Source organism: Microbacterium sp. SORGH_AS_0969 (genome assembly GCF_030818255.1).
In the GTDB taxonomy this organism is placed as follows: domain Bacteria; phylum Actinomycetota; class Actinomycetes; order Actinomycetales; family Microbacteriaceae; genus Microbacterium.
The window spans coordinates 3,374,020-3,395,845 of sequence record NZ_JAUTAG010000001.1 but is presented as its reverse complement, the minus strand read 5'-3'; the positions used below and the strand labels follow the sequence as shown (position 1 = coordinate 3,395,845).

Here is a 21,826-nt window from a genome sequence, read left to right as displayed (position 1 = left end):
TTCCTCGCGGGGAATCCGCCTTCCTAGGCTGGGGTCATCCCAAACTTTGGAGGCAGAGTGGCCGAGATGACGGACGTCTTCTTCGTCGACGGAATGCGCACCCCCTTCGGGCGCGCCGGCGAGAAGGGCATGTACTGGAACACCCGCGCGGACGACCTGGTCGTCAAAGCGATCATCGGGTTGATGGAGCGCAACGGCGACGTGCCGAAGGACCGCATCGACGACGTGGCGGTCGCCGCGACGTCGCAGACCGGTGACCAGGGTCTGACCCTCGGTCGCACCGCGGCGATCCTCGCGGGGCTCCCGATGACGGTGCCGGGTCTCGCGGTCGAGCGCATGTGCGCCGGCGCCATGACCAGCGTCACCACGATGGGTGCCTCGATCGGCGTCGGCATGTACGACCTCGCTCTCGCGGGCGGCGTCGAGCACATGGGTCGTCACCCCATCGGGGGAAACGTCGACCCCAACCCGCGCTTCGTGGCCGAGAAGCTCGTCGACCCGGGCGCACTCAACATGGGCGTGACGGCGGAGCGCATCCACGACCGCTTCCCGCACCTGACGAAGGAACGCGCCGACCGCTACGGTGCAGCGAGCCAGCACAAGGTTCAGGCCGCCTACGAGGCCGGGAAGATCCAGCCCGACCTCGTGCCGGTGGCGGTGAAGGATGCCGACGGCGCCTGGGGCCTCGCGACCGAGGACGAGGGTCGCCGCCCCGAGACCACTGTCGAGGGTCTCGCGACGCTGAAGACGCCGTTCCGCCCGCACGGCCGCGTCACCGCCGGCACCTCGTCGCCCCTCACCGACGGCGCCACGATCAGCCTGCTCGCGGGTGCCGACGCCGTGAAGGAGTTCGGCCTCACCCCCAAGATGCGGATGGTGTCGTTCGCGTTCGCCGGCGTCGAGCCCGAGATCATGGGCATCGGCCCCATCCCCTCGACCGAGAAGGCCCTCAAGAAGGCCGGGCTCACGATCGACGACATCGGCCTGTTCGAGCTGAACGAGGCGTTCGCCATCCAGGTGATCTCGCTGCTCGATCACTTCGGCATCGCCGACGACGACCCGCGCGTTAACCCCTGGGGCGGTGCGATCGCCGTCGGCCACCCGCTCGCGGCATCCGGAGTCCGTCTCATGATCCAGCTCGCCGCGCAGTTCGCCGAGCGTCCCGACGTGCGCTACGGCCTCACCGCCATGTGCGTGGGCCTCGGCCAGGGCGGCTCTGTCATCTGGGAGAACCCGTTCTTCGACGGAAAGAAGAAGCGCAAGTGACCGACTACACCTCGATCGACTTCAGCCCCCTCGACGCCCTCACCGGCGACGAGGTGATCACCCACTCCCCCGTCCGCGATGTGCGCCTGCCCTCGGGCAACGTCCTCGCGCTCATCACGCTCGACAACGGCCGCGACCACACGCGTCCGAACACATTGGGCCCGGCGACGCTCGCCGAGCTCGGCGAAACCCTGGCGACGCTGAAGCGCCGTGCGGCGGCGGGCGAGGTCCACGCCGTCGCCATCACCGGCAAGCAGTACATCCTCGCGGCCGGTGCCGACCTGTCCGACGTCGCCAAGCTGCCGTCGAAGGAGGTCGCCCGGCTCATCGCTCAGCGCGGGCACCAGGTCATCGGCTCGCTGTCCGACCTCGGTGTTCCGTCGTTCGCTTTCGTCAACGGGCTCGCGCTCGGCGGCGGCCTCGAGATCGCGCTGAACTCGACCTACCGCACGGTCGACGCCTCAGCGGCGGCGATCGCGCTGCCCGAGGTGTTCCTCGGCATCATCCCCGGCTGGGGCGGCGCGTACCTGCTGCCGAACCTCATCGGCATCGAGAACGCGCTCGAGGTCGTCATCTCGAACCCGCTCAAGCAGAACCGGATGCTCAAGCCCCAGCAGGCGTTCGACCTGGGGATCATGGATGCCATCTTCCCGGCGGCCTCCTACCTGGAGGACTCGCTGCGGTGGGCGGACGGCGTGCTCACCGGTCGCGTCCGCGTCGAGCGCAAGAACGAGCCCGGCAAGCTCGAGCGCCTGACCAAGTGGCCGATCGCGATCAAGATGGCGCGCGGCATGCTCGAGTCCAAGATCGGCACCGTGCCCCGCTCTCCCTACGTCGCGCTCGACCTGCTCGACAAGGCCAAGAGCGGCACGAAGGCCGAGGGGTTCGCCCGCGAGGACGAGGCGCTTGCCGACCTCATCACGGGCGATCAGTTCGCGGCATCCATGTATGCCTTCGACCTCGGGCAGAAGCGCGCGAAGCGTCCGGTCGGGGCTCCCGACAAGGCCTTGGCGAAGAAGGTCACGAAGGTCGGTGTCATCGGCGCGGGACTCATGGCGTCGCAGTTCGCTCTGCTGTTCGTGCGGAAGCTGCGGGTGCCCGTCGTCATCACCGACCTCGACCAGGGTCGCGTCGACAAGGGCGTGGCATCCATCCGGGAGGAGATCGGCAAGCTCGAGGCGAAGGGCCGGCTCGACGGCGACACCGCCAACCAGCTGCGCGCCCTCGTGCACGGCACGACCGACCGCTCGGAGTTCGCGGACTGCGACTTCGTGATCGAGGCCGTGTTCGAAGAGGTCGGGGTCAAGCAAGAGGTGTTCTCGGCCATCGAGAAGATCGTCGCGGAAGACGCGATCCTCGCCACCAACACCTCGTCGCTCTCGGTCGCCGAGATCGGCTCGGTGCTGCAGAACCCGGAGCGGCTCGTCGGCTTCCACTTCTTCAACCCCGTCGCGGTCATGCCGCTCATCGAGGTCGTGAAGACGGATGCCACCTCCGACGCCGCCCTGTCGACGGCGTTCGTCGTCGCGAAGGGGCTCGGCAAGAACGCCGTGCTCACCGCCGACGCGCCCGGGTTCGTCGTGAACCGGCTGCTGGCCAAGGTCATGGGTGAGGCCGCGCGGGCGGTGTACGAGGGCACCCCGATCACGGTGGTGGAGAAGGCGTTCGCGCCGCTCGGGCTGCCGATGGGACCATTCCAGCTCATTGACCTGGTCGGCTGGAAAGTCGCGGCCCACGTACAGGACACCATGGCCGGCGCCTTCCCGGAGCGGTTCTTCGCGTCCGAGAACTTCCACGAGCTTGCGGCGCTCCCGGAGGTCGTCGAGAAGGACAAGGGCGGCCGCGTCACCGGCTGGACCAAGGCCGCACAGAAGGTTCTCGTCACCGGCAAGACGCCCGTCGCGCCCGAGACGATCCTCGCCCGCGTGCAGGACGGCCTCGCGCAGGAGATCAAGATCATGCTCGACGAGGGCGTAGTCCCCGAGGTGCAGGACATCGACCTGTGCCTCATCCTCGGCGCGGGCTGGCCCTTCATCGACGGCGGGGCCTCGCCCTACCTCGACCGCGAGGGGGCCTCGGAACGCGCCTTCGGCGACACGTTTCACCACCCGCCCATCCGCGGCATCGGAGCCTGAGGCTTTCTGTCACGACGGCGTCGTCCCCTCGGGGGCGGCGCCGTCGTCGTTCGTGCGACCGTCACGAGGACAGGCTGAGCGACGAGGACAGGGTGTCTGCTGCGGTTTCAGCCTGTTTCCGTCGCCTTCCCTGTTCTCGTGGCTGCGAGGGTGCGCGAGGCGCGCCCGCGGCACGACCACGAGTACAGGCCGTGCGACGAGGACAGGCCGTTTGCTGAGGTTGCAGCCTGTTCTCGTCGCCTCCCCTGTCCTGGTGACCGCGATGGGCGCCGAATATGCAGAACAGGCCGGGATATCGGCATCCCGGCCTGTTCGCGGTTGCTCACGCGCCTACGGGCGCGACTCCTCCCACTCCTCGATCGTGGGGATCGAGCCGGTGGGCGTCTGCCGCGCCATCGGGATGCGCGTGCCGAGCACCTGCGCCACGACATCGTGGGCGATCTTGGATGCGGTAAGACCGGCATCCTCGAGGATCTGCTCGCGCGTGGCGTGGTCGATGAACTCGTCCGGGATGCCGAGCTCGTCGACCGCCGTGTCGACACCGGCCTCGCGCAGGACCTGGCGCACGCGGGTGCCCACTCCGCCGACGCGGATGCCGTCTTCGATGGTGATGACGAGACGGTGTTCGCGCGCGAGGTCGACGATCGACGGCTGCACGGGAATGGCCCAGCGCGGGTCGATGACGGTCGCGCCGATGCCCTGCGCCTTCAGCCGCTCCGCGACCTCGAGAGCCAGGTGCACCATCGGGCCGATACCGACGAGGAGGACGTCTGGGCTCGAGCCTCGGCTGAGCACGTCGACACCGTCGTGCATGCGCTCGATCGCCTCGACGTCGGCGTTGACCTTGCCCTTGGGGTACCGCACGACCGTCGGCGCGTCCTCGATGGCCGTGGCCTCGCGGAACTCCTCGCGCAGGCGAGCCGCGTCGCGCGGCGCGGCGATGCGGATACCGGGGACGAGCTGCAGCATGGCGAGGTCCCAGATGCCGTGATGGCTCGGGCCGTCCGGGCCGGTGACCCCCGCGCGGTCCAGCACGAACGTGACGCCCGCCTTGTGCAGGGCGACGTCCATCATGACCTGGTCGAAAGCCCGGTTCATGAACGTGGCGTAGATCGCGACGACGGGGTGCAGGCCGCCGAAGGCCAGACCCGCGGCCGATGCGACCGCGTGCTGCTCGGCGATGCCGACGTCGTACACCCGCTCGGGGAAGCGTTCGGCGAACTGCTGCAGGCCGGTCGGGCGCAGCATCGCGGCGGTCATGGCGATCACGTCTTCGCGCTCGGCGCCCACCGCGACCAGCTCTTCGGCGAAGACATCGGTCCACTGCGTACCACCGCCGGAGCCCACGGCCTCACCCGTGACCGGGTCGATCTTGCCCACGGCGTGGAACTGATCGGCCTCGTCGCTCATGGCGGGCGCATAGCCGCTGCCCTTGTCGGTGATCGCGTGGACGATCACGGGAGCGCCGTAGGACTTGGCGAGCTCGAGCGTCTCGATGAGCGACTTGAAGTCGTGGCCGTCGATCGGGCCGAGGTACTTGATGTCGAGGTTGCTGTAGAGCGCCTCGTTGTTGGTGAAGCGCGAGAGGAAGCCGTGGGTGCCGCCGCGGACGCCGCGGTAGACCGCGCGAGCGGCGGGCCCCAGACGGCGGAACAGGGTGTCGGAGCCGCGGTGCAGCGTGCGATAGGCCTCGTTCGTGCGCACACGGTTGAGGTAGCGCGCCATCCCTCCGATGGTCGGCGCGTACGAACGGCCGTTGTCGTTGACGACGATGACGAGGTTGCGATCGTTGTCGTCGCTGATGTTGTTCAGCGCCTCCCACGTCATGCCACCCGTGAGCGCGCCGTCACCGACGACGGCGACGACGTGACGATCGCGGCGCCCCGTGCGACTGAAGGCCCGTGAGACGCCGTCGGCCCAGCTGAGTGAGCTGGAGGCGTGGGAGGACTCGACGATGTCGTGTTCGCTCTCGGATCGTTGCGGGTATCCGGCGAGGCCGCCGCGCGAGCGCAGGTTCGCGAAGTCCTGGCGACCGGTGAGCATCTTGTGCACGTAGGACTGGTGCCCCGTGTCGAAGATGATCGGATCGGCCGGAGAGTCGAACACCTTGTGGAGGGCGATCGTCAGCTCGACGACGCCGAGGTTCGGACCGAGATGTCCGCCGGTCCGCGAGACGTTCTCGACGAGGAAGGCACGGACCTCCGCGGCCAGTTGGCGCAAGTCGTCGGTGCTCAGGTCGTCCAGGTCACGGGGGCCGTGAATGCCGGGTAGGAGAGCCATAAGACTCCTCTCGTGCGGTGCGCGCGGGAACGCGCGAACGTGTCGATTCTAGTCTCGGGGGCCGGTGGGGGCCCGGCAACGGCTTGCGCCCGGGGTCCGCATGCTCTCTCGACGATGAGCGGCAGAGGGCGGTCGCCGTCGTCGCGGTCCGGTTCGCGGGCGCCGAGCCCGACGGATGCGAAGAGCGCCCACCCCGAAGGTTCGGGGTGGGCGCTCCTGGCCGGCGCGCGGTGGGTCAGACCAGCGAACGCAGCACGTACTGCAGGATGCCGCCGTTGCGGTAGTAGTCGGCCTCACCGGGGGTGTCGATGCGGACCACGGCGTCGAAGGTGACGGTCTGCTTGCCCTCGGGCGAGAACTCGCTCGGCTCGGCGGTGACCTTGACGGTCTTCGGCGTGACGCCCTCGTTGAGCTGCTCGAGGCCCTCGATCGAGACGATCTCGGTGCCGTCGAGGCCCAGCGACTTCCAGCTCTCGCCGGCCGGGAACTGCAGCGGCACGACGCCCATACCGATGAGGTTGGAGCGGTGGATGCGCTCGAAGCTCTCGGTGATGACGGCCTTCACACCGAGGAGGTTGGTGCCCTTGGCCGCCCAGTCGCGCGACGAACCCGAGCCGTACTCCTTGCCGCCGAAGATCACCAGCGGGGTGCCCTGAGCCTGGTAGTTCTGGCTCGCGTCGTAGATGTACGCCTGGGGGCCGCCCTCCTGCGTGAAGTCGCGGGTGTAGCCACCCTCGATGATCTGGCCGTCGTTGACGGCGGCGACCATCTCGTTCTTCAGGCGGATGTTGGCGAACGTGCCGCGGATCATGACCTCGTGGTTGCCACGCCGCGAGCCGTAGGAGTTGAAGTCCTTCTGGGCGACGCCGTGCTCGGTGAGGTACTGCGCGGCGGGGGTGCCCGCCTTGATGTTTCCGGCCGGGCTGATGTGGTCGGTCGTGACCGAGTCCCCGAGGGTCGCCATGACGCGCGCGCCGGTGATGTCGGTGACCGGCGAGGGCTCCATCGACATGCCGTCGAAGTAGGGCGCCTTGCGGACGTAGGTCGAGTCGGCATCCCATTCGAAGACCGGGCCGGTCGGGGTGGGCAGGTTCTTCCAGCGCTCATCGCCCTCGAAGACCGTGGCGTATTGCTGGATGAACTGCTCGCGCGAGATCGACGCGTCGATGATGGTCTGCACCTGGTCGGGAGCGGGCCAGATGTCCTTCAGGAAGACGTCGTTGCCGTTCTGGTCCTTGCCCAGGGCATCGGTCTCGAAGTCGAAGTTCATCGAGCCGGCCAGCGCGTAGGCGACCACCAGCGGCGGGGATGCCAGGTAGTTCATCTTCACGTCGGGGCTGATGCGACCCTCGAAGTTGCGGTTGCCCGAGAGGACGGCCGTCACGGCGAGGTCGTTCTCGTTGATGGCTGCGGAGACCTCTTCGATGAGCGGACCCGAGTTGCCGATGCAGATCGTGCAGCCGTAGCCGACGGTGTAGAAGTCGAGGCCCTCGAGCGCCTTGTCGAGGCCGGACTTCTCGTAGTAGTCGGTGACGACCTTCGAGCCCGGGCCGAGCGTCGTCTTGACCCACGGCTTGCGCTTGAGGCCCTTGTCGACGGCATTCTTGGCGAGCAGGCCCGCCGCGATCATGACCGACGGGTTCGACGTGTTGGTGCACGACGTGATCGCCGCGAGGGTCACGGCGCCGTTGTCGAGCAGGTACGACTGCCCGTCGGGGGTGGTGACCTTGACCGGGTTCGACGCGTTCACCGGGTGGCCCGAAGAGATGAGCACGTCACTGCCCGTGACGTCCTCCTCCTCCTCGCCGGGAACCGAGCCCGGGTCGGATGCCGGGAAGGTGCCGTCGACCTCGAGGTCGACGATCGAGTCCGAGACCGAGGCATCCGCGTAGTTCAGGATGTCCTTCTCGAACTGCGACTTCGCCTCGGAGAGCAGAATGCGGTCCTGCGGGCGCTTGGGCCCGGCGATCGAGGGGACGACCGTCGAGAGGTCGAGCTCCATGTACTCGCTGAAGACCAGCTCACGGTTGGGGTCGTGCCAGAGCTTCTGCTCCTTGGCGTACGCCTCGACGAGGGCGACGGTCTGCTCGTCGCGACCGGTCAGGCGCAGGTAATCGAGCGTGACGTCGTCGATCGGGAACATCGCAGCGGTCGAGCCGAACTCGGGGCTCATGTTGCCGATGGTGGCGCGGTTCGCGAGCGGGACGGAGGCCACGCCCTCGCCGTAGAACTCGACGAACTTGCCGACGACGCCGTGCTTGCGAAGCATGTCGGTGATCGTGAGGACGACGTCGGTCGCGGTGACACCGGCGGGGATCTCGCCCGAGAGCTTGAAGCCGACGACGCGCGGGATGAGCATCGACACGGGCTGACCGAGCATGGCCGCCTCGGCCTCGATGCCGCCGACGCCCCAGCCGAGCACGCCCAGGCCGTTGACCATGGTGGTGTGGGAGTCGGTGCCGACGCAGGTGTCGGGGTACGCGCGGAGCACGCCGTCGACGGTGCGGTCGTAGATGACCTTGGCCAGGTGCTCGATGTTGACCTGGTGCACGATGCCGGTGCCCGGCGGGACGACCTTGAAGTCGTCGAACGCCGTCTGGCCCCAGCGGAGGAACTGGTACCGCTCGCCGTTGCGCTCGTACTCGATCTCGACGTTGCGCTCGAGGGCGTTCTCGCTGCCGAACAGGTCGGCGATGACCGAGTGGTCGATGACCATCTCGGCGGGCGAGAGCGGGTTGATCTTGTTGGGGTCGCCGCCGAGGGCGGTGACGGCCTCGCGCATGGTGGCCAAGTCGACGATGCAGGGCACCCCGGTGAAGTCCTGCATGACCACGCGGGCGGGCGTGAACTGGATCTCGGTGTCGGGGTCGGCCGTGGGCACCCACGAACCGAGCGCCTCGATCTGCTCCTTGGTGACGTTGGCGCCATCCTCGGTGCGGAGAAGGTTCTCGAGCAGCACCTTGAGGCTGAACGGGAGCTTCTCGTGACCGGCGACCGTGTCGATGCGGAAGATCTCGTAGTCGGTGCTGCCGACCGTCAGGGTGCTCTTGGCACCGAAGCTGTCAACCGTGGACACGATCGTCTCCTTCGTCGGCGAATGCGCAGGCGTCAGCCCGCGAATCCCATCTTCCCCGCGCCGCCCGATCGCTGCCAGGAAGGCCGACCTAACCGCGCTGAAGACGGGTATTTATCTTGATATCAAGATAAATGTATCAGTCTTCGCGCGCAACGGAGCGAGCAGGCCCCAGGGCGCGGACCGTGAGCCAGGTCACGGCGAGCATCGGCGCGAACAGCGGCAGGCCCATCACGATCTTCAGCGTGCCGAGCGCCACGACGTCGCCGGCGAAGTACAGCGGCAGCTGCACGATGAGGCGCGCCGCGAACAGGGCGGCCCAGGCGATCGACAGCCACACGTAGGTCCGGCGTTTGCGACGGTCGGCGCGCCAGCTGGTGCCCTCCCCCGTCAGGTAGCCCGCCGCCAGACCGATGAGCGGCCAGCCCACCAGGGCGGAGACCAGGAACGCGGTGCCGTACGCGCCGTTCGTGAAGAACCCGAACACGAAGTTGTCCTGGCCCCGGCCCGTGACGAGCGCGAGGACGGCCGCCGCCACGGTCGCGAGTAGGCCGCCGATGGCGGCGCTCGGCGGCGACTTCGCGATCAGTCGCGCGATTGTGAAGACCAGGGCGATGCCCACCGACACGCCGAGGCTGAGCCACAGGTTCCCCTGGCGCGTCGTCGGATCGATGGTGACCGTGAAGAGCACGACGAACGCCAGCGATGGCAGGACCGATTCCAGGATGCCGCGCCACCCGCCCATCGCGGACCACACGGCCGAGCCGGTCGACGCGTGAGCAGACGGATCCAGGCCCGCGCGTCGAGCGGCGTTGCCGAGCGCGGCGCTCAGGCTGTCGGCCGCGGCGGGCGGTTCGAGGGGAACGTTCTCGCCCTCGCGCGTCGGGCGTACGGCGTCGTCGCTCATGCCGTGCCGGGGGTCGCCGGCATCCGGAGGGGGATCAGGTCGCGCGGGGGCATGGGCGAACCGCCCCGCACCACGACGATCGATCGGTAGAGATCTTCGACGGCCGCCGCGGCTTCGACGTCGCTCGTGGCCGCTCCCCCGATGACGCCGCGCAGGAACCACCGCGGACCGTCGACGCCGACGAAGCGCGCGAGGCGCTTGCCCGCGCCTTCGGCGCCACCCATGACCGGGACCTCGGCGAGCAGTTCGGGACCCAGAGGGCCCTCGCGCTCCTCGACGCGACCGCCCTGCTGCTTGACCTGCTGACGGATCTGTTCGCGCGTCTCGCCCCACAGCCCGCTCGTGCGGGGAGCGGCGAACGGCTGCACCTGGAGGGTGGAGTCGGCGTAATCGAGGCCGACGGCCACGATCCGCTTCGTCTGCTCCTCGACCTCGAGACGGAGGTTCAGACCTTCGCGCGGAAGGATCTTGATGCCGCCGAGATCGATGTACGGGCGGACGGGGTTCGCCTCCGCCTCGTCGAACGGCCCGCTGCTTTCGCGATCAGCGGGAGCGCTTTTCGCGGAGATCGCCACCTCGAGGGCGGCGTCGTCGGTTTCGGAGGTGGGCTGAGCGTCGTCGGTCATCGGGTGCTCCCTTGAAGGTTCTGGTATCCGCTCGATCCGAATCCGCCCTCGCCGCGCACACTGTCGGGCAGGTCGTCGACGGGGACGAAACGCACGGGCGGGACGGGCATCACGATGAGCTGGGCGATGCGGTCGCCCACGGAGATGTCGTAGGCCTCGTCGAGGTCTGTGTTGAGGAGGGCGACCTTGATCTCGCCGCGATAGCCCGCATCGATCGTCCCCGGAGAGTTGACGATCGTGATGCCGTGCTTGGCGGCCAGTCCGCTGCGCGGGACGACGAACGCCGCGTAACCCTCGGGCAGCGCGATGCGGACCCCGGTGGACACGAGTGCGCGTCGCCCGGGTTCGAGACGCACGGCCTCCGCGGAGGTCAGGTCGGCTCCGGCGTCGCCCGGGTGGGCGAAGACCGGAGGCTCGGATGCGACAATGAGGACATCCACCGTTTCGGTCACCCCACGAGGGTAATGCAGAAGAGGGGGTGCGGCATCCGCACCGGAGTCGAGTACCGAGAGCGCCTCAGCCCGTCGCTGTGGGCGCTGGTCGCCGCCGCGGTCTGCGGCCCCATGGCCGCCGTCGTCTTCTCGCCTCTGAACACGACCCTCGCCCTGTTCATCGGGCTGGTCGTGTCGGTCGCGATCGTGGTCGGCCTCCTGGCGATCTCCCCTGTCGTGGAGATCCGCGAGGGCGAGCTGCACGCCGGCCGCGCGCACATTCCCGTCGAGCTGCTCGGCGAGCCGTTCGGCGTCGAGGGCGATGCCGCTCGCACGGCCCGAGGGAGTGGTCTCGACCATCGGGCGTGGCATGTGATCCGGGGCGGCATCGACGGGGTCGTCACGGTTCCCGTGACCGACCCCGAGGATCCGACTCCTTCGTGGGTGGTGTCCACCCGGACGCCGGATCGCCTCGTCGCGGCGATCCAGCGTGCTCAGCTCAGGCTGCGCACTCCGCGCAGATGAAGCCGTTGCCGCTCTCGTGATCGATCTGCGAGCGGTGCTTGACGAGGAAGCAGTTCATGCACGTGAACTCGTCTTCCTGCGGCGGGAGGACGACGACGTCGAGTTCGATGTCGGACAGATCGGCCCCGGGCAGTTCGAAGCCCGAGGGGTTGTCGGCATCCTCGTTGTCGATCGATCCCGACGTCTTGTCAGGCACGCGCTCCTTGAGGGCCTCGATCGACTCGCTGTCGTCCTCGGTCTTGCGCGGTGCGTCGTAATCGGTGGCCATGCGTGCTGGTCTCTACTTCCGGTGATTGTGGTGCTGTGCGCCGTCGGGTACCCGATCGGGCGGCCATAGTTTGCATGACCCGACCTCGATAAGCAAATGCTCGCGAAGCGGGTTGCGTTTCGGGCGAGGCCTGAAACTCGCGGCGCGCCCGCGATATTCCCGGAACCGGGGAACGGCCGTGTCAGCATGGGCGTCGACCGCAGATCGGAGGGGTGTTTCGCATGGAGCAGCTCAAAGTCATCGGAACTGAAGATGACGTCCTCGTCGTCGCGACCGAATCGGGTGAACGATTCGCTCTCGCCCTCGACGAGGTGATGCGCGTGCAAGCGCGTCGGGCCCGTCGCGACCGTGAAGACGACGACCGTGGACCCCGCCCCAGCCCGCGTGAGATCCAGGCGCACATCCGCTCCGGCCTCACCGCCCGTGAGGTCGCGACCCTGCTGAACGCCCGCGTCGAGGACGTGGAGCGATTCGAGGGTCCGGTGCTGGCCGAGCGCGAGCACGTCGTGGCTCAGGCATTGGCCGTGCCCGTGCTTCTCGGGGGCGCTCTCGAACACGACTCCCCCATCACCTTCGGCACCGCCGTGCGCGCGAAGCTCGGTGAGGCCGGCGCTTCCGCGGAACGCTGGACCAGCTGGAAGGAATCGTCCGGCTGGATGGTCAAGCTCGAGTTCACGGCGAACGGCATCGACCACGATGCCCGCTGGAGCTTCGACCCCCGCCGCAGCACGCTCTCACCCCAGAACGCCGACGCGATCCAGCTCTCGCGGCAGGGGTCGCTTCCCGAGGGCCTCATCCCGCGGCTGCGCGCCCTGGACAGCCCTCTCCCAAAGGACGAGTCGCGTTTCGACAGCGGTTCGTTCGGCCCGCGGAAGATCGACATCGAGGACGAGCCGGGCGTCGAGGCCACCGGACCCGTGGCGGCAGCCGTGCAGGCAGCCGCGATCAAGCGGGCACCCGACGTGCCCGTCACCTCGTCGGAGACCGCCGACCTTCTCGAGGCCCTTCGCCGTCGGCGCGGCCAGCGGGAGCCGCTGCCCGGAACCACCGCGCCCGAGGCGCCGGCCACGCGTCCGGTGGGGGCACCGGTCGCGCTCTTCGACGCCGTCGAACCGGGCTACAGCGACCCGGCCGTCGAGTCGGCGCCCGAGCCCGAGAACGCCTCCTCGTCCGGCCCCGCGGCATCGGGCAACGATGCGGGTCGCCGAGCCAAGGGCCGCCCGTCGATGCCCTCGTGGGACGAGATCGTGTTCGGGGCGCGCTCGGACGAGAGCTGAGCGGGCTCAGGCGAACGCGCCGAGGCGCAGGAGGGGAACCGTCCGCTCCTCGTCGGTGAGAGATCCGTGCTGTCCGACCATGCTCTGCGGGCGTTTGTCGTTCTCGCGGTCGTCGTAGTAGGCGTAGCGCCCTCGCGCGGCGACGACGACGTCGCCGATCCGCTCGCGGACCTCATCCGCCACGGTTCCGAATAGCCCTGCCGCGATCGCCTCGGCACGGGTCAGCACCCAGGCCCGCGCGTGCTCGCGCTCTCGCCACGCCGCGGCCACGGCATTCTCTCGCCCGGGCTCCGCGTAGAGGTGCAACATGCGCGGCTCGCCGCCGATGAGGGTGACCCCGTCGACCAGCGCATCGCCGTCGCCGAGAAGGACGTGTCGGCGGGCGGGGACGTCGACCATTCCGTGATCGGCGGTGATCAGGATGCCGGTGTTCGGGTCGGCGGAGGAAGCGAGCAGCTGCGCCGCGGCGTCGACGCGCTCGAGCGCGGTGATCCAGCGATCGGACTCGGTACCGTCGCGGTGTCCGGCGGTGTCGAGCTCCGGCGCATAGAGGTAGACCAGCGCACCGGGGTGGCGCGCCGCCAGATCCGCCGCCGTCGCGGCACGCTCGGCGAGATCGTTCGACGCGACGAACTCGGCTCCGCGAAGGGTGGCCGCGGTGAATCCTGTCCCGGTGTACTCGGGGCGGGAGACGACGAAGCACGGCCTCCCTCCCCCGACCTCGCGCTCGATGAGCGGTTCGCTGCGCTGCCAGGCTCTCGGGTCGAGACCGTCGGTCTCCCAGCCGTGCAGTTGGTTCGGTGCCACGTCGGTGCCGGGAATGCGGACGCGATATCCGACGATGCCGTGCGTGCCCGGGTCCGTGCCGGTGAGCAGGCTCGTCAACGCCGCCGCGGTCGTGGAGGGGAAGACGGTGCGCGCGACGTCGCGGCGACCCCCCGTCGAACCGAGGAACCGCGCGTGCCCTCGCCGGGCGGCGAGGTTGTGGGCGCCGAGACCGTCGACGACGAAGACGACCGCGCTGTGCGCGGGGGCGAACCAGTCCGAGCGTCCCTCGAGGGCGGCGATCGACTGCTCCACCACACCGGTGAGGCTCCGGGAACGCGGCGGGTCCGCCGGTAGGCTGAGAGTCATCGGAGCAAGTCTTCCACACGGCTCCCGATCCCCGTCCTGACGTGACGCCCGCCCGACCCGAGGCCGCATCCATGCCCGATTCCCGTTCTTCCTCCCCCGTGTCCGAGCGCATCGAGAATGTCGATGTCTCCGCCGAGATGCAGGGGTCGTTCCTCGAGTACGCCTACTCGGTGATCTACTCGCGCGCTCTTCCCGATGCCCGCGACGGTCTGAAGCCGGTGCAGCGTCGCATCCTCTACCAGATGGCCGAGATGGGCCTGCGGCCCGACCGGGGGCACGTCAAGAGCGCCCGTGTCGTCGGCGAGGTGATGGGAAAGCTTCACCCGCACGGCGACGCCCCCATCTACGACGCGCTCGTGCGTCTCGCGCAGCACTTCTCGCTCCGGGTGCCGCTCGTCGACGGCCACGGCAACTTCGGCTCGCTCGACGACGGTCCTGCCGCGCCGCGGTACACGGAGGCGCGACTGGCCGCACCGGCTCTGGCCCTCACTGAGAATCTCGACGAAGACGTCGTGGACTTCATCCCGAACTACGACGGACAGTTCCAGCAGCCCGAGGTGCTCCCGGCCGCTTTCCCGAACCTCCTCGTCAACGGGGCGACCGGCATCGCGGTCGGCATGGCCACGAACATGGCGCCGCACAACCTCATCGAGGTGGTGGGCGCGGCGACGCACCTGCTGCAGAACCCGGATGCCACGGTCGAGGAGCTCATGGAGTTCGTCCCGGGCCCCGACCTCCCCTCGGGCGGCATCATCGTCGGTCTCGACGGCATCAAGGACGCGTACACGAACGGACGCGGCACGTTCCGCACCCGCGCTAAGGCGTCCATCGAGTCGCTCGGTCCCCGCCGGACCGGCATCGTCATCACCGAGCTCCCCTACCTCGTCGGCCCCGAGCGGGTCATCGAGAAGATCAAGGACGCCGTCCAGGCCAAGAAGCTCACGGGCATCGCCGACGTCACCGACCTCACGGACCGCAACAACGGTCTTCGCCTGGTCATCGGCATCAAGACGGGCTTCGACCCCAAGGCCGTCCTCGAGCAGCTCTACCGCCTCACGCCCCTCGAGGACTCGTTCGGCATCAACAACGTCGCCCTCGTCGACGGGCAGCCGCAGACCCTCGGCCTGCGCGAGATGCTGCGGGTCTACATCGACCACCGCATCCGCGTCGTCACGCGCCGCAGCGAGTACCGGCTCGCCCGTAAGCGTGAGCGTCTCCACCTCGTCGAGGGCCTGCTCATCGCGATCCTCGACATCGACGAGGTCATCCAGGTCATCCGTTCCTCCGACGACGGCGAGCAGGCCCGAACCAAGCTGCAAGAGGTCTTCGACCTCTCTCACCCGCAGGCCGAGTACATCCTCGAGCTGCGCCTGCGCCGTCTCACGAAGTTCTCGCGGATCGAACTGGAGGCCGAGCGCGATCAGTTGAACGCCGAGATCGCCCAGTTGGTCGAGCTGCTCGGCAGCGAGACGTTGCTCCGCCAGCAGGTTGCGAGAGAGCTCGACGCGGCCGCCGAGGCGTACGGAACCCCGCGTCGCACGCTGCTCCTGAACGGCGGACCGGTGCAGCCGCGATCGGCGAAAGCCGCGGCCGCCGCCGATCTGCAGATCGCCGACGCGCCGTGCCGGGTCTTCCTGTCGGCCACCGGCCGGATGGTCCGCGCCGAACTCATCGCCGACGCTCCCGCGGGGGGCGTGGTCCCCCCCGCCCGCCGTTCGAAGCACGACGCCATCCGCTCCGCTGTCGACACGACGACTCGGGGCGACATCGGCGCCGTGACCTCCACCGGCCGCCTCGTGCGCTTCTCCCCCGTCGACCTCCCCTCCGTGCCCGCCAACTCGGTGCAGCTGGCGGCCGGCACCAAGGTCGAGCAGTACCTCACGCTGGCGAAGGGCGAGAGCGTCGTCGCGCTCGTGCCCCTCACCGACGGGCCGACCATCGCGCTGGGAACCGCGCAGGGCGTGGTCAAGCGTGTCGCGGCCAGCGAGCTCGGCACGAAACCCGAGATCGAGATCATCGCTCTCCGTGACGGAGACCGCGTCGTGGGCGCCGCTCCGGCGGGCGACAACGCCGAGCTCGTCTTCGTCGCCAGCGACGCGCAGCTCTTGCGCTTCGACGCATCCTCGGTGCGTCCGCAGGGTCGCTCCGCGAGTGGCATGGCGGGGATCCGCCTCTCCGACGGCGCTCGCGTCATCGCGTTCTCGGTCGTCGGAGCCGCGGCTTTCGACGCCGTGGTCGTCACCGTCGCGGGCTCCAGTGCCGCGCTTCCCGGAACCGACGCGGGCAGCGCGAAGGTCTCGGCGTTCACCGAGTACCCCGCCAAGGGGCGCGCGACCGGTGGCGTGCGTGCGCAGCGGCTTCTGCGTGGGGAGGACGCCCTCGTGCTCGCCTGGGTAGGAACCGACCCGCGCGCGGTCGGCACCGACGGCTCTGTGCGCACGCTGCCCGAGAGCGGCGCGAAGCGCGACGCCTCGGGACAGCCGCTCGACGCGGTCATCGGCGCGATCGGGACGTCGGTCCGCTGACGTCTCGCTGCTCACGCCGGTGCGGGCCGTGAAAGCGGTCCGATCGGTCGTGCGCATCCGGCCGACGACACCCGGCAGCGCGTCTCGGTATCAGACGTCGATGCGCTCGCGTGCCAGCCGGTCGCTCGAGTCGATGATGAACTCCCGGCGCGGAGCGACGTCGCTGCCCATGAGCAGGTCGAACACCTCGGCGGCCTGCTCGATGTGCTCGACCTGGACACGGCGCAGCATGCGACCCGCGCGGTCCATCGTGGTGGTCGCGAGCTGGTCGGCATCCATTTCTCCGAGGCCCTTGTAACGCTGGACCGGCTCCTGCCACCGCTTGTTGCTGCGCCGAAGCTTCGTGAGGAGGCCGTGAAGCTCCTGCTCGCTGTACGTGTAGATCGTCTCGTTGGGCTTGGTGCCGGGGTTCATCACCACGACGCGATGCAGGGGCGGCACGGCGGCATACACGCGCCCCTCTTCGACGAGCGGGCGCATGTAGCGGAAGAACAGCGTCAGCAGCAGCGTGCGGATGTGCGCGCCGTCGACGTCGGCGTCGCTCATCAGGATGATCTTGCCGTAGCGGGCCGCGCTGAGATCGAACGAGCGACCTGACCCGGCCCCGATGACCTGGATGATCGACGCGCACTCGGCATTCGACAGCATGTCGCTGATCGACGCCTTCTGTGTGTTGAGGATCTTTCCGCGGATGGGCAGCAGAGCCTGGTACTCGCTGTTGCGCGCGAGCTTCGCCGTGCCGAGCGCGGAGTCGCCCTCGACGATGAACAGCTCCGAGTCGTTGACGTCGTTCGATCGGCAATCGACGAGCTTCGCCGGCAGCGACGACGACTCGAGGGCGTTCTTGCGCCGCTGGGTCTCTTTGTGGGTGCGCGCGGAGATGCGCGCCTTCATCTCGGAAACGATCTTCTCGAGCAACTGCGCCGTCTGCGCCTTGTCGTCGCGCTTGGGCGACGCGAAGCGAGCCGCGAGCTCTTTCTGGACCACGGATGCCACGATCTGCCGCACCGCGGGAGTGCCCAGCACCTCTTTGGTCTGGCCCTCGAACTGCGGCTCAGGGAGGCGGACGGTCAGCACCGCCGTGAGACCGGCGAGAAGGTCGTCCTTCTCGATCTTGTCGTTGCCGACCTTGAGCTTGCGCGCGTTCTGCTCGACCTGCGCGCGCAACACCTTCATGAGGCCCTGCTCGAAACCCTGCTGGTGCGTCCCGCCCTTGGGCGTGGCGATGATGTTGACGAACGAGCGGGTCGTCGTGTCGTAGCCGGTGCCCCACCGAACCGCGATGTCGACCTCGCACTCGCGCTGCACCTCGGTCGGGATCATCGACCCGCCGGGCTGGAGTACGGGAACCGTCTCGGTGAACGTGCCGGTGCCCGTGAGGCGCCAGGTGTCGGTCACGGCCGCGTCGGGGGCGAGGAAGTCCGCGAACTCCGAGATCCCGCCGTCGAAGCGGTAGCTCGTCTCGACCTTCTCGTCACCGCGTTCGTCGAGCACGACGATCTCGAGTCCCGGCACGAGGAACGCCGTCTGGCGCACGCGCTGGACGAGTTCGTCGAGGCCGAACGTCGCGTCCTTGGTGAAGATCTGTCGGTCGGCCCAGTAACGGATGCGCGTACCGGTGACACCGCGGGGGGCTTTGCCGACGACGCGCAGCTCACTGCTGCGCTCGAAGGGCGTGAAGGCCGAGTCGGGCGTGTCGCCCGCGAACAGGCCCGGTTCGCCGCGGTGGAAGGACATGGCGTACGTCTTGCCCGCACGATCGACCTCGACGTCGAGACGCTCCGACAGTGCGTTCACGACCGAGGCGCCGACACCGTGCAGACCACCGGATGCCGCGTACGAACCGCCGCCGAACTTGCCACCGGCGTGGAGCTTGGTGAAGACGACCTCGACGCCGGTGAGCCCCGTCCGGGGCTCGACGTCGACCGGGATGCCGCGGGCACGGTCGCGCACCTCGACGCTGCCGTCGGCGTGGAGGACGATGTCGATGCGGCTGCCGTGACCGGCGAGCGCTTCATCGACCGAGTTGTCGATGATCTCCCACAGGCAGTGCATCAGACCGCGCGAATCGGTGGAGCCGATGTACATGCCCGGGCGCTTGCGGACGGCTTCGAGGCCCTCGAGGACCTGGAGATGATGGGCGGAGTACTCGGACGTCACGATTTCCCAGCGTAATCGGGGCCACCGACATCCCCTGCCAGACACACAGCACGGTCGGGTCACCGTACGCGCACAGCGAAATGTGATCAAGCCGCGGCATAGGGGAAACATCCGCGTGGTTGTATATGGAGACTCGCCCAACGACCACTTGAGGAGGGCACCCGAGATGACCACCACGACCGCACCCGAAGCGTCCGTTCTCGACCACCGCCTGACGGCGGCGGATCGCTGTGACTCCTGCGGCGCGCAGGCGTACATCGCCGCCGAGGTCAACGGCAGCGAGCTGCTGTTCTGCGCGCACCACGGCCGCAAGTACGAAGAGAAGCTGCGCAGCGTCGCCACCTCGTGGCACGACGAGACCGCGCGTCTCCACGCTGCCGACTGAGACTCCCTCAGAACGGGCCCCGGTGTCGCTCCGACAGGAGCGGACGGGGCCTTTTCTGTGTCGTCAGCCCAACTGCCCCGCGTATGTGCGAGGAACGACGGGCGAAACGCGAAGAGCGATCTCCTCGCCGATCGTGTCGATCAGCTCCGCGAGGTCGGTTGCACTCGCCAGTGCGCCGCGGCCGAAGACGGGGACCGTCTCGCCGACCGCCGCGTCCCACGGGGCGACGGTGAGGGAGGTGAGACCGATCGCCTCGACCCGGCGAGGACCGGCGGTCGTCGCGACGTCGAAGCGGCCCGACAGGGCGCTCGGCAGACCGTGCAGGCTCCCGACATCGAGGCGCACGTGCTCCGGATCCACCGCGGTGACGGTCGCGACGAGCGTGGAGATCGGCTCGATCCCGAGCTCGGTCTCCCCCGGCCCGCCCGCCGGTCGGATGCCGTACGAGAACGCGCCGACGCGCACCAGGTCTTCGCGGAACTCGCCACGGGCGAAGCCCGCCGCACTGGCGGCCAGGTGCGAGAAGTGAGGCTCCAAGCCGGCGGTGCGGGCCGCCTCCCGCGCGGAGAGGAACAGCGCGCGGGCATCGTCGTCATCGGCATCCGAGGCTTCGGAGATATGCGACCAGATGCCCTCGAACCGGGCTCGCTCCGCGGCCACGAGGGCGGACGTCTGGACGAGAGCCGCGCCCCACGCCTCCGGACGGATGCCGTTGCGGTGGAGCCCCGTGTCGATCTTGAGGTGCACGCGGGCGACGCCTCGGGTGTCGAGAGCGGCCAGGTCGTCGAGGAGCGCCTGGTCTCCGATACCCAGGTCGAGGTCGGCCTCGATCCCCGCGGCCAGGTCATCGGCCCCGCCGATGAGCCACACGAAGATGCGCGCATCCGGTCCCGTCGCCGCCCGGACCGCCGCGCCGGTGATGACGTCGAAGGCTCCGAACCAGCGCACGCCCTCGTTCCAGGCGCGACGGACGAGCACGTCGAGCCCGTGCGCGTACGCGTCGTCCTTCACGACGAACATGTGCTGCGCCGGGGCCACCGCCTCGCGCACGCGACGCAGGTTTCGGGTGAAGGCGTCGAGGTCGACGCGGTACTCGGCGCTCACGCGGCGACTCGCCGTTCGGCGCGGACACCCACGGCGGCGACGATCTCGGCCGCGGTCCAGCCCGTGGCATCCGTCCATTCCTCGAGGGAAGGCTGGCCGATCGCGGGGTCGCCGAAGAACACGACCTCCGCTCCGCGAGCGATCGTCGTCTCGCCGATGTCGACGACCGAGACGTCCATGGCCACGCGACCGACGATGCGGTGCCGCCGTCCGTCGATCGACACGGTCACGGCGTTGCCGAGAGAGCGAACGACTCCCTGCGCGTATCCCCCGGTGACCAACGCGACCGTCGTGTCTCGCGGGGCGCGGTGCGTATACCCGTACGACACGCCCTCGCCGCGGAGGAGGGGCTTCGTGCCCAGCGCCCGGCCGCGGAGCGACATCACGGGCCGCGCGTGCGTTCCGGGCAGGCCGAACAGGGTCGGGGCGTCGAGGGCCGTGGCATCCATCCCTTGTCCGGCGAGAACGGATGCCACCCACTCGGCACCGTGACCCCACGCGTCGGCGGCGAGAACGTCGTCGTCGCCACCCACGGCCAGGGGTGCGTTGTGGCGCAGCGCAGCCTCGGAGACCCACGCGATCGGAGCGACTCCCCCGGCGGCGGACGCGCGAGCAGGGAGCGTGGAGGTCACACATCTAGACTAACGGGGTCCGTGATCCCCGACCCCGGAGCGTGCATGCCTAAGCAGGGCTTCTCCCCCGTCACCCGTCTGCGCTACCTCGCCGGACGCGCCCGCCGTATCGACGTCGGGTCGGTGGTCGAGCGAGCGAAGGAAGCGTCCGAGCAGCACGGCAAGTCCCTGCCGCTGGTGGTCGCCGACATGCTCTACCAGGCGGGCGTGAAGAACGTCGGGTTCCAGGACTACATCGACTACGACTTCGCGATCCTCACCCCCGCGGAACGCGCGACGTACATGACGCACCCGGTGTCGAATCAGATCTCGCAGAAGTACGACCACCCGGACTACCGCGGGATCTTCCAGGACAAGGTGGAGTTCGACCGCCGGTTCAGCGATTTCCTGCGCCGTGAGTGGATGGTCGTGGATGCCGACAACGCCGACGACCTGCGCGCCTTCACCGAGCGCCTGGGCACCATCGTGACGAAGGAGCCGGTCGGTCAGGCCGGCACCGGCGTGCACCGGTACCACGCGGCCGAGGTCGAGGACTGGGACGCGTTCCACCGTGGTCTGCTGGAGCGCGGGGAGATCCTCGTCGAAGAGGTCATCCGCCAGCACGACGACCTCGCGGCCGTCTGCCCCGGCACCGTCAACACCACGCGCGTCACGGCGTTCTTCGACGGCTCGACCACGCACATCCTCGCGATGGCGCAGAAGTTCGGCCGTGGCGCGGTCAGCGACCAGATGACCTTCGGTGGCTTCTACACGATGCTCGACGAGAACGGCCACGCCCTCGGGGCCGGCTACGACTCCCACGGGCACGTCCACGAGCTGCACCCCGACTCGGGCGTGCGCATCGCCGACTTCCAGCTGCCGATGATCGACGAGGTCAAAGCGTTCGTCGACCAGGTCGCCCGCGTCGTGCCGCAGGTGCAGTACGTCGGGTGGGACATCGTCGTCGGCCCCGAAGGTCCCGTGCTCGTCGAGGGCAACTGGGGCGCGGGCGTGTACGAGAACAAGCCGAGCGTCACCGGTATCCGCACCGGTCACAAGCCGCGCTACCGCGCCGCGATCGGTTTCTGACACCGGATGCCGCGGGGCCCGCTCCCGTAT

The 21,826-nt window shown here is 69.0% G+C and carries 17 protein-coding genes; 7 read left to right on the top strand and 10 right to left on the bottom strand.

The annotated features are described in order from the left end of the window. Positions 1 to 57: 57 nt before the first annotated feature. Positions 58 to 1,266 (top strand): thiolase family protein, encoded by a 1,209-nt coding sequence (locus tag QE388_RS15905; protein ID WP_307386372.1) that lies wholly within the window; start codon positions 58 to 60, stop codon positions 1,264 to 1,266. Beyond that, positions 1,263 to 3,401, top strand: a complete 2,139-nt coding sequence (locus QE388_RS15900) for a 3-hydroxyacyl-CoA dehydrogenase NAD-binding domain-containing protein (RefSeq protein ID WP_307386370.1) — start codon at positions 1,263 to 1,265, stop codon at positions 3,399 to 3,401. The genes QE388_RS15905 and QE388_RS15900 overlap by 4 nt, the downstream gene beginning before the upstream one ends. Positions 3,402 to 3,731: 330 nt before the next feature. On the opposite strand, the gene dxs is transcribed toward QE388_RS15900, so the two are convergent. The 5 genes from dxs to dut all read right to left on the bottom strand — a co-directional run bounded on the left by dxs (position 3,732) and on the right by dut (position 10,739). Next, positions 3,732 to 5,681, bottom strand: a complete 1,950-nt coding sequence (gene dxs / locus QE388_RS15895) for a 1-deoxy-D-xylulose-5-phosphate synthase (RefSeq protein ID WP_307386368.1) — start codon at positions 5,679 to 5,681, stop codon at positions 3,732 to 3,734. Positions 5,682 to 5,916: 235 nt separating this feature from the next. Then, complete coding sequence (gene acnA / locus QE388_RS15890) at positions 5,917 to 8,757, bottom strand: aconitate hydratase AcnA (RefSeq protein ID WP_307386366.1); 2,841 nt, start codon at positions 8,755 to 8,757, stop codon at positions 5,917 to 5,919. 136 nt (positions 8,758 to 8,893) lie between these two features. Next, positions 8,894 to 9,661: a DUF3159 domain-containing protein gene (locus tag QE388_RS15885; protein WP_275801195.1), complete on the bottom strand. Its 768-nt coding sequence runs from the start codon at positions 9,659 to 9,661 to the stop codon at positions 8,894 to 8,896. Continuing rightward, on the bottom strand, positions 9,658 to 10,287 hold the full coding sequence (locus tag QE388_RS15880) for a DUF3710 domain-containing protein (protein WP_307386365.1): 630 nt from the start codon (positions 10,285 to 10,287) through the stop codon (positions 9,658 to 9,660). Before QE388_RS15880 ends, QE388_RS15885 begins: the two co-directional genes overlap by 4 nt. After that, a complete protein-coding gene (dut, locus tag QE388_RS15875) occupies positions 10,284 to 10,739 on the bottom strand; it encodes a dUTP diphosphatase (RefSeq protein WP_058614637.1) in 456 nt (151 codons plus the stop codon). Before dut ends, QE388_RS15880 begins: the two co-directional genes overlap by 4 nt. Before the next feature lie 12 nt (positions 10,740 to 10,751). Here dut and QE388_RS15870 point away from each other — a divergent pair, with 12 nt between their 5' ends. Next, on the top strand, positions 10,752 to 11,243 hold the full coding sequence (locus tag QE388_RS15870) for a DUF3093 domain-containing protein (protein ID WP_058595663.1): 492 nt from the start codon (positions 10,752 to 10,754) through the stop codon (positions 11,241 to 11,243). Here QE388_RS15870 and QE388_RS15865 read toward each other — a convergent pair. After that, positions 11,218 to 11,511, bottom strand: coding sequence for a DUF4193 domain-containing protein (locus QE388_RS15865; protein ID WP_013586557.1), 294 nt, complete (start codon positions 11,509 to 11,511; stop codon positions 11,218 to 11,220). The two genes, QE388_RS15870 and QE388_RS15865, sit on opposite strands and share 26 nt — an antisense overlap. Positions 11,512 to 11,732: 221 nt before the next feature. On the opposite strand from QE388_RS15865, the gene sepH reads away from it, so the two are divergent. Next, the gene (sepH, locus tag QE388_RS15860; protein WP_307386361.1) at positions 11,733 to 12,788 is read left to right on the top strand and encodes a septation protein SepH; all 1,056 of its coding nucleotides are present in this window, start codon (positions 11,733 to 11,735) and stop codon (positions 12,786 to 12,788) included. 6 nt (positions 12,789 to 12,794) lie between these two features. Here the strand turns inward: sepH and QE388_RS15855 are convergent, their stop codons facing one another. Beyond that, the gene (locus tag QE388_RS15855; protein WP_307386360.1) at positions 12,795 to 13,922 is read right to left on the bottom strand and encodes an alkaline phosphatase family protein; all 1,128 of its coding nucleotides are present in this window, start codon (positions 13,920 to 13,922) and stop codon (positions 12,795 to 12,797) included. A 71-nt stretch (positions 13,923 to 13,993) separates the two neighbouring features. On the opposite strand from QE388_RS15855, the gene QE388_RS15850 reads away from it, so the two are divergent. Beyond that, positions 13,994 to 16,447, top strand: coding sequence for a DNA topoisomerase (ATP-hydrolyzing) subunit A (locus tag QE388_RS15850; protein ID WP_307386358.1), 2,454 nt, complete (start codon positions 13,994 to 13,996; stop codon positions 16,445 to 16,447). Positions 16,448 to 16,537: 90 nt separating this feature from the next. Here the strand turns inward: QE388_RS15850 and QE388_RS15845 are convergent, their stop codons facing one another. Then, on the bottom strand, positions 16,538 to 18,610 hold the full coding sequence (locus QE388_RS15845; RefSeq protein WP_307387163.1) for a type IIA DNA topoisomerase subunit B: 2,073 nt from the start codon (positions 18,608 to 18,610) through the stop codon (positions 16,538 to 16,540). Between the two features lie 163 nt (positions 18,611 to 18,773). Between QE388_RS15845 and QE388_RS15840 the strand changes: the two genes are divergently transcribed. Beyond that, the gene (locus QE388_RS15840) at positions 18,774 to 18,992 is read left to right on the top strand and encodes a hypothetical protein (protein ID WP_058595658.1); all 219 of its coding nucleotides are present in this window, start codon (positions 18,774 to 18,776) and stop codon (positions 18,990 to 18,992) included. A 63-nt stretch (positions 18,993 to 19,055) separates the two neighbouring features. Here QE388_RS15840 and QE388_RS15835 read toward each other — a convergent pair whose 3' ends face one another. Then, positions 19,056 to 20,096, bottom strand: a complete 1,041-nt coding sequence (locus tag QE388_RS15835; protein ID WP_307386355.1) for an alanine racemase — start codon at positions 20,094 to 20,096, stop codon at positions 19,056 to 19,058. Then, positions 20,093 to 20,728: an alanine racemase C-terminal domain-containing protein gene (locus QE388_RS15830; RefSeq protein ID WP_275801180.1), complete on the bottom strand. Its 636-nt coding sequence runs from the start codon at positions 20,726 to 20,728 to the stop codon at positions 20,093 to 20,095. The genes QE388_RS15835 and QE388_RS15830 overlap by 4 nt, the downstream gene beginning before the upstream one ends. A gap of 45 nt (positions 20,729 to 20,773) precedes the next feature. On the opposite strand from QE388_RS15830, the gene QE388_RS15825 reads away from it, so the two are divergent. Continuing rightward, positions 20,774 to 21,796: a sugar-transfer associated ATP-grasp domain-containing protein gene (locus tag QE388_RS15825; RefSeq protein WP_307386353.1), complete on the top strand. Its 1,023-nt coding sequence runs from the start codon at positions 20,774 to 20,776 to the stop codon at positions 21,794 to 21,796. The last annotated feature ends 30 nt before the right edge of the window (positions 21,797 to 21,826 follow it).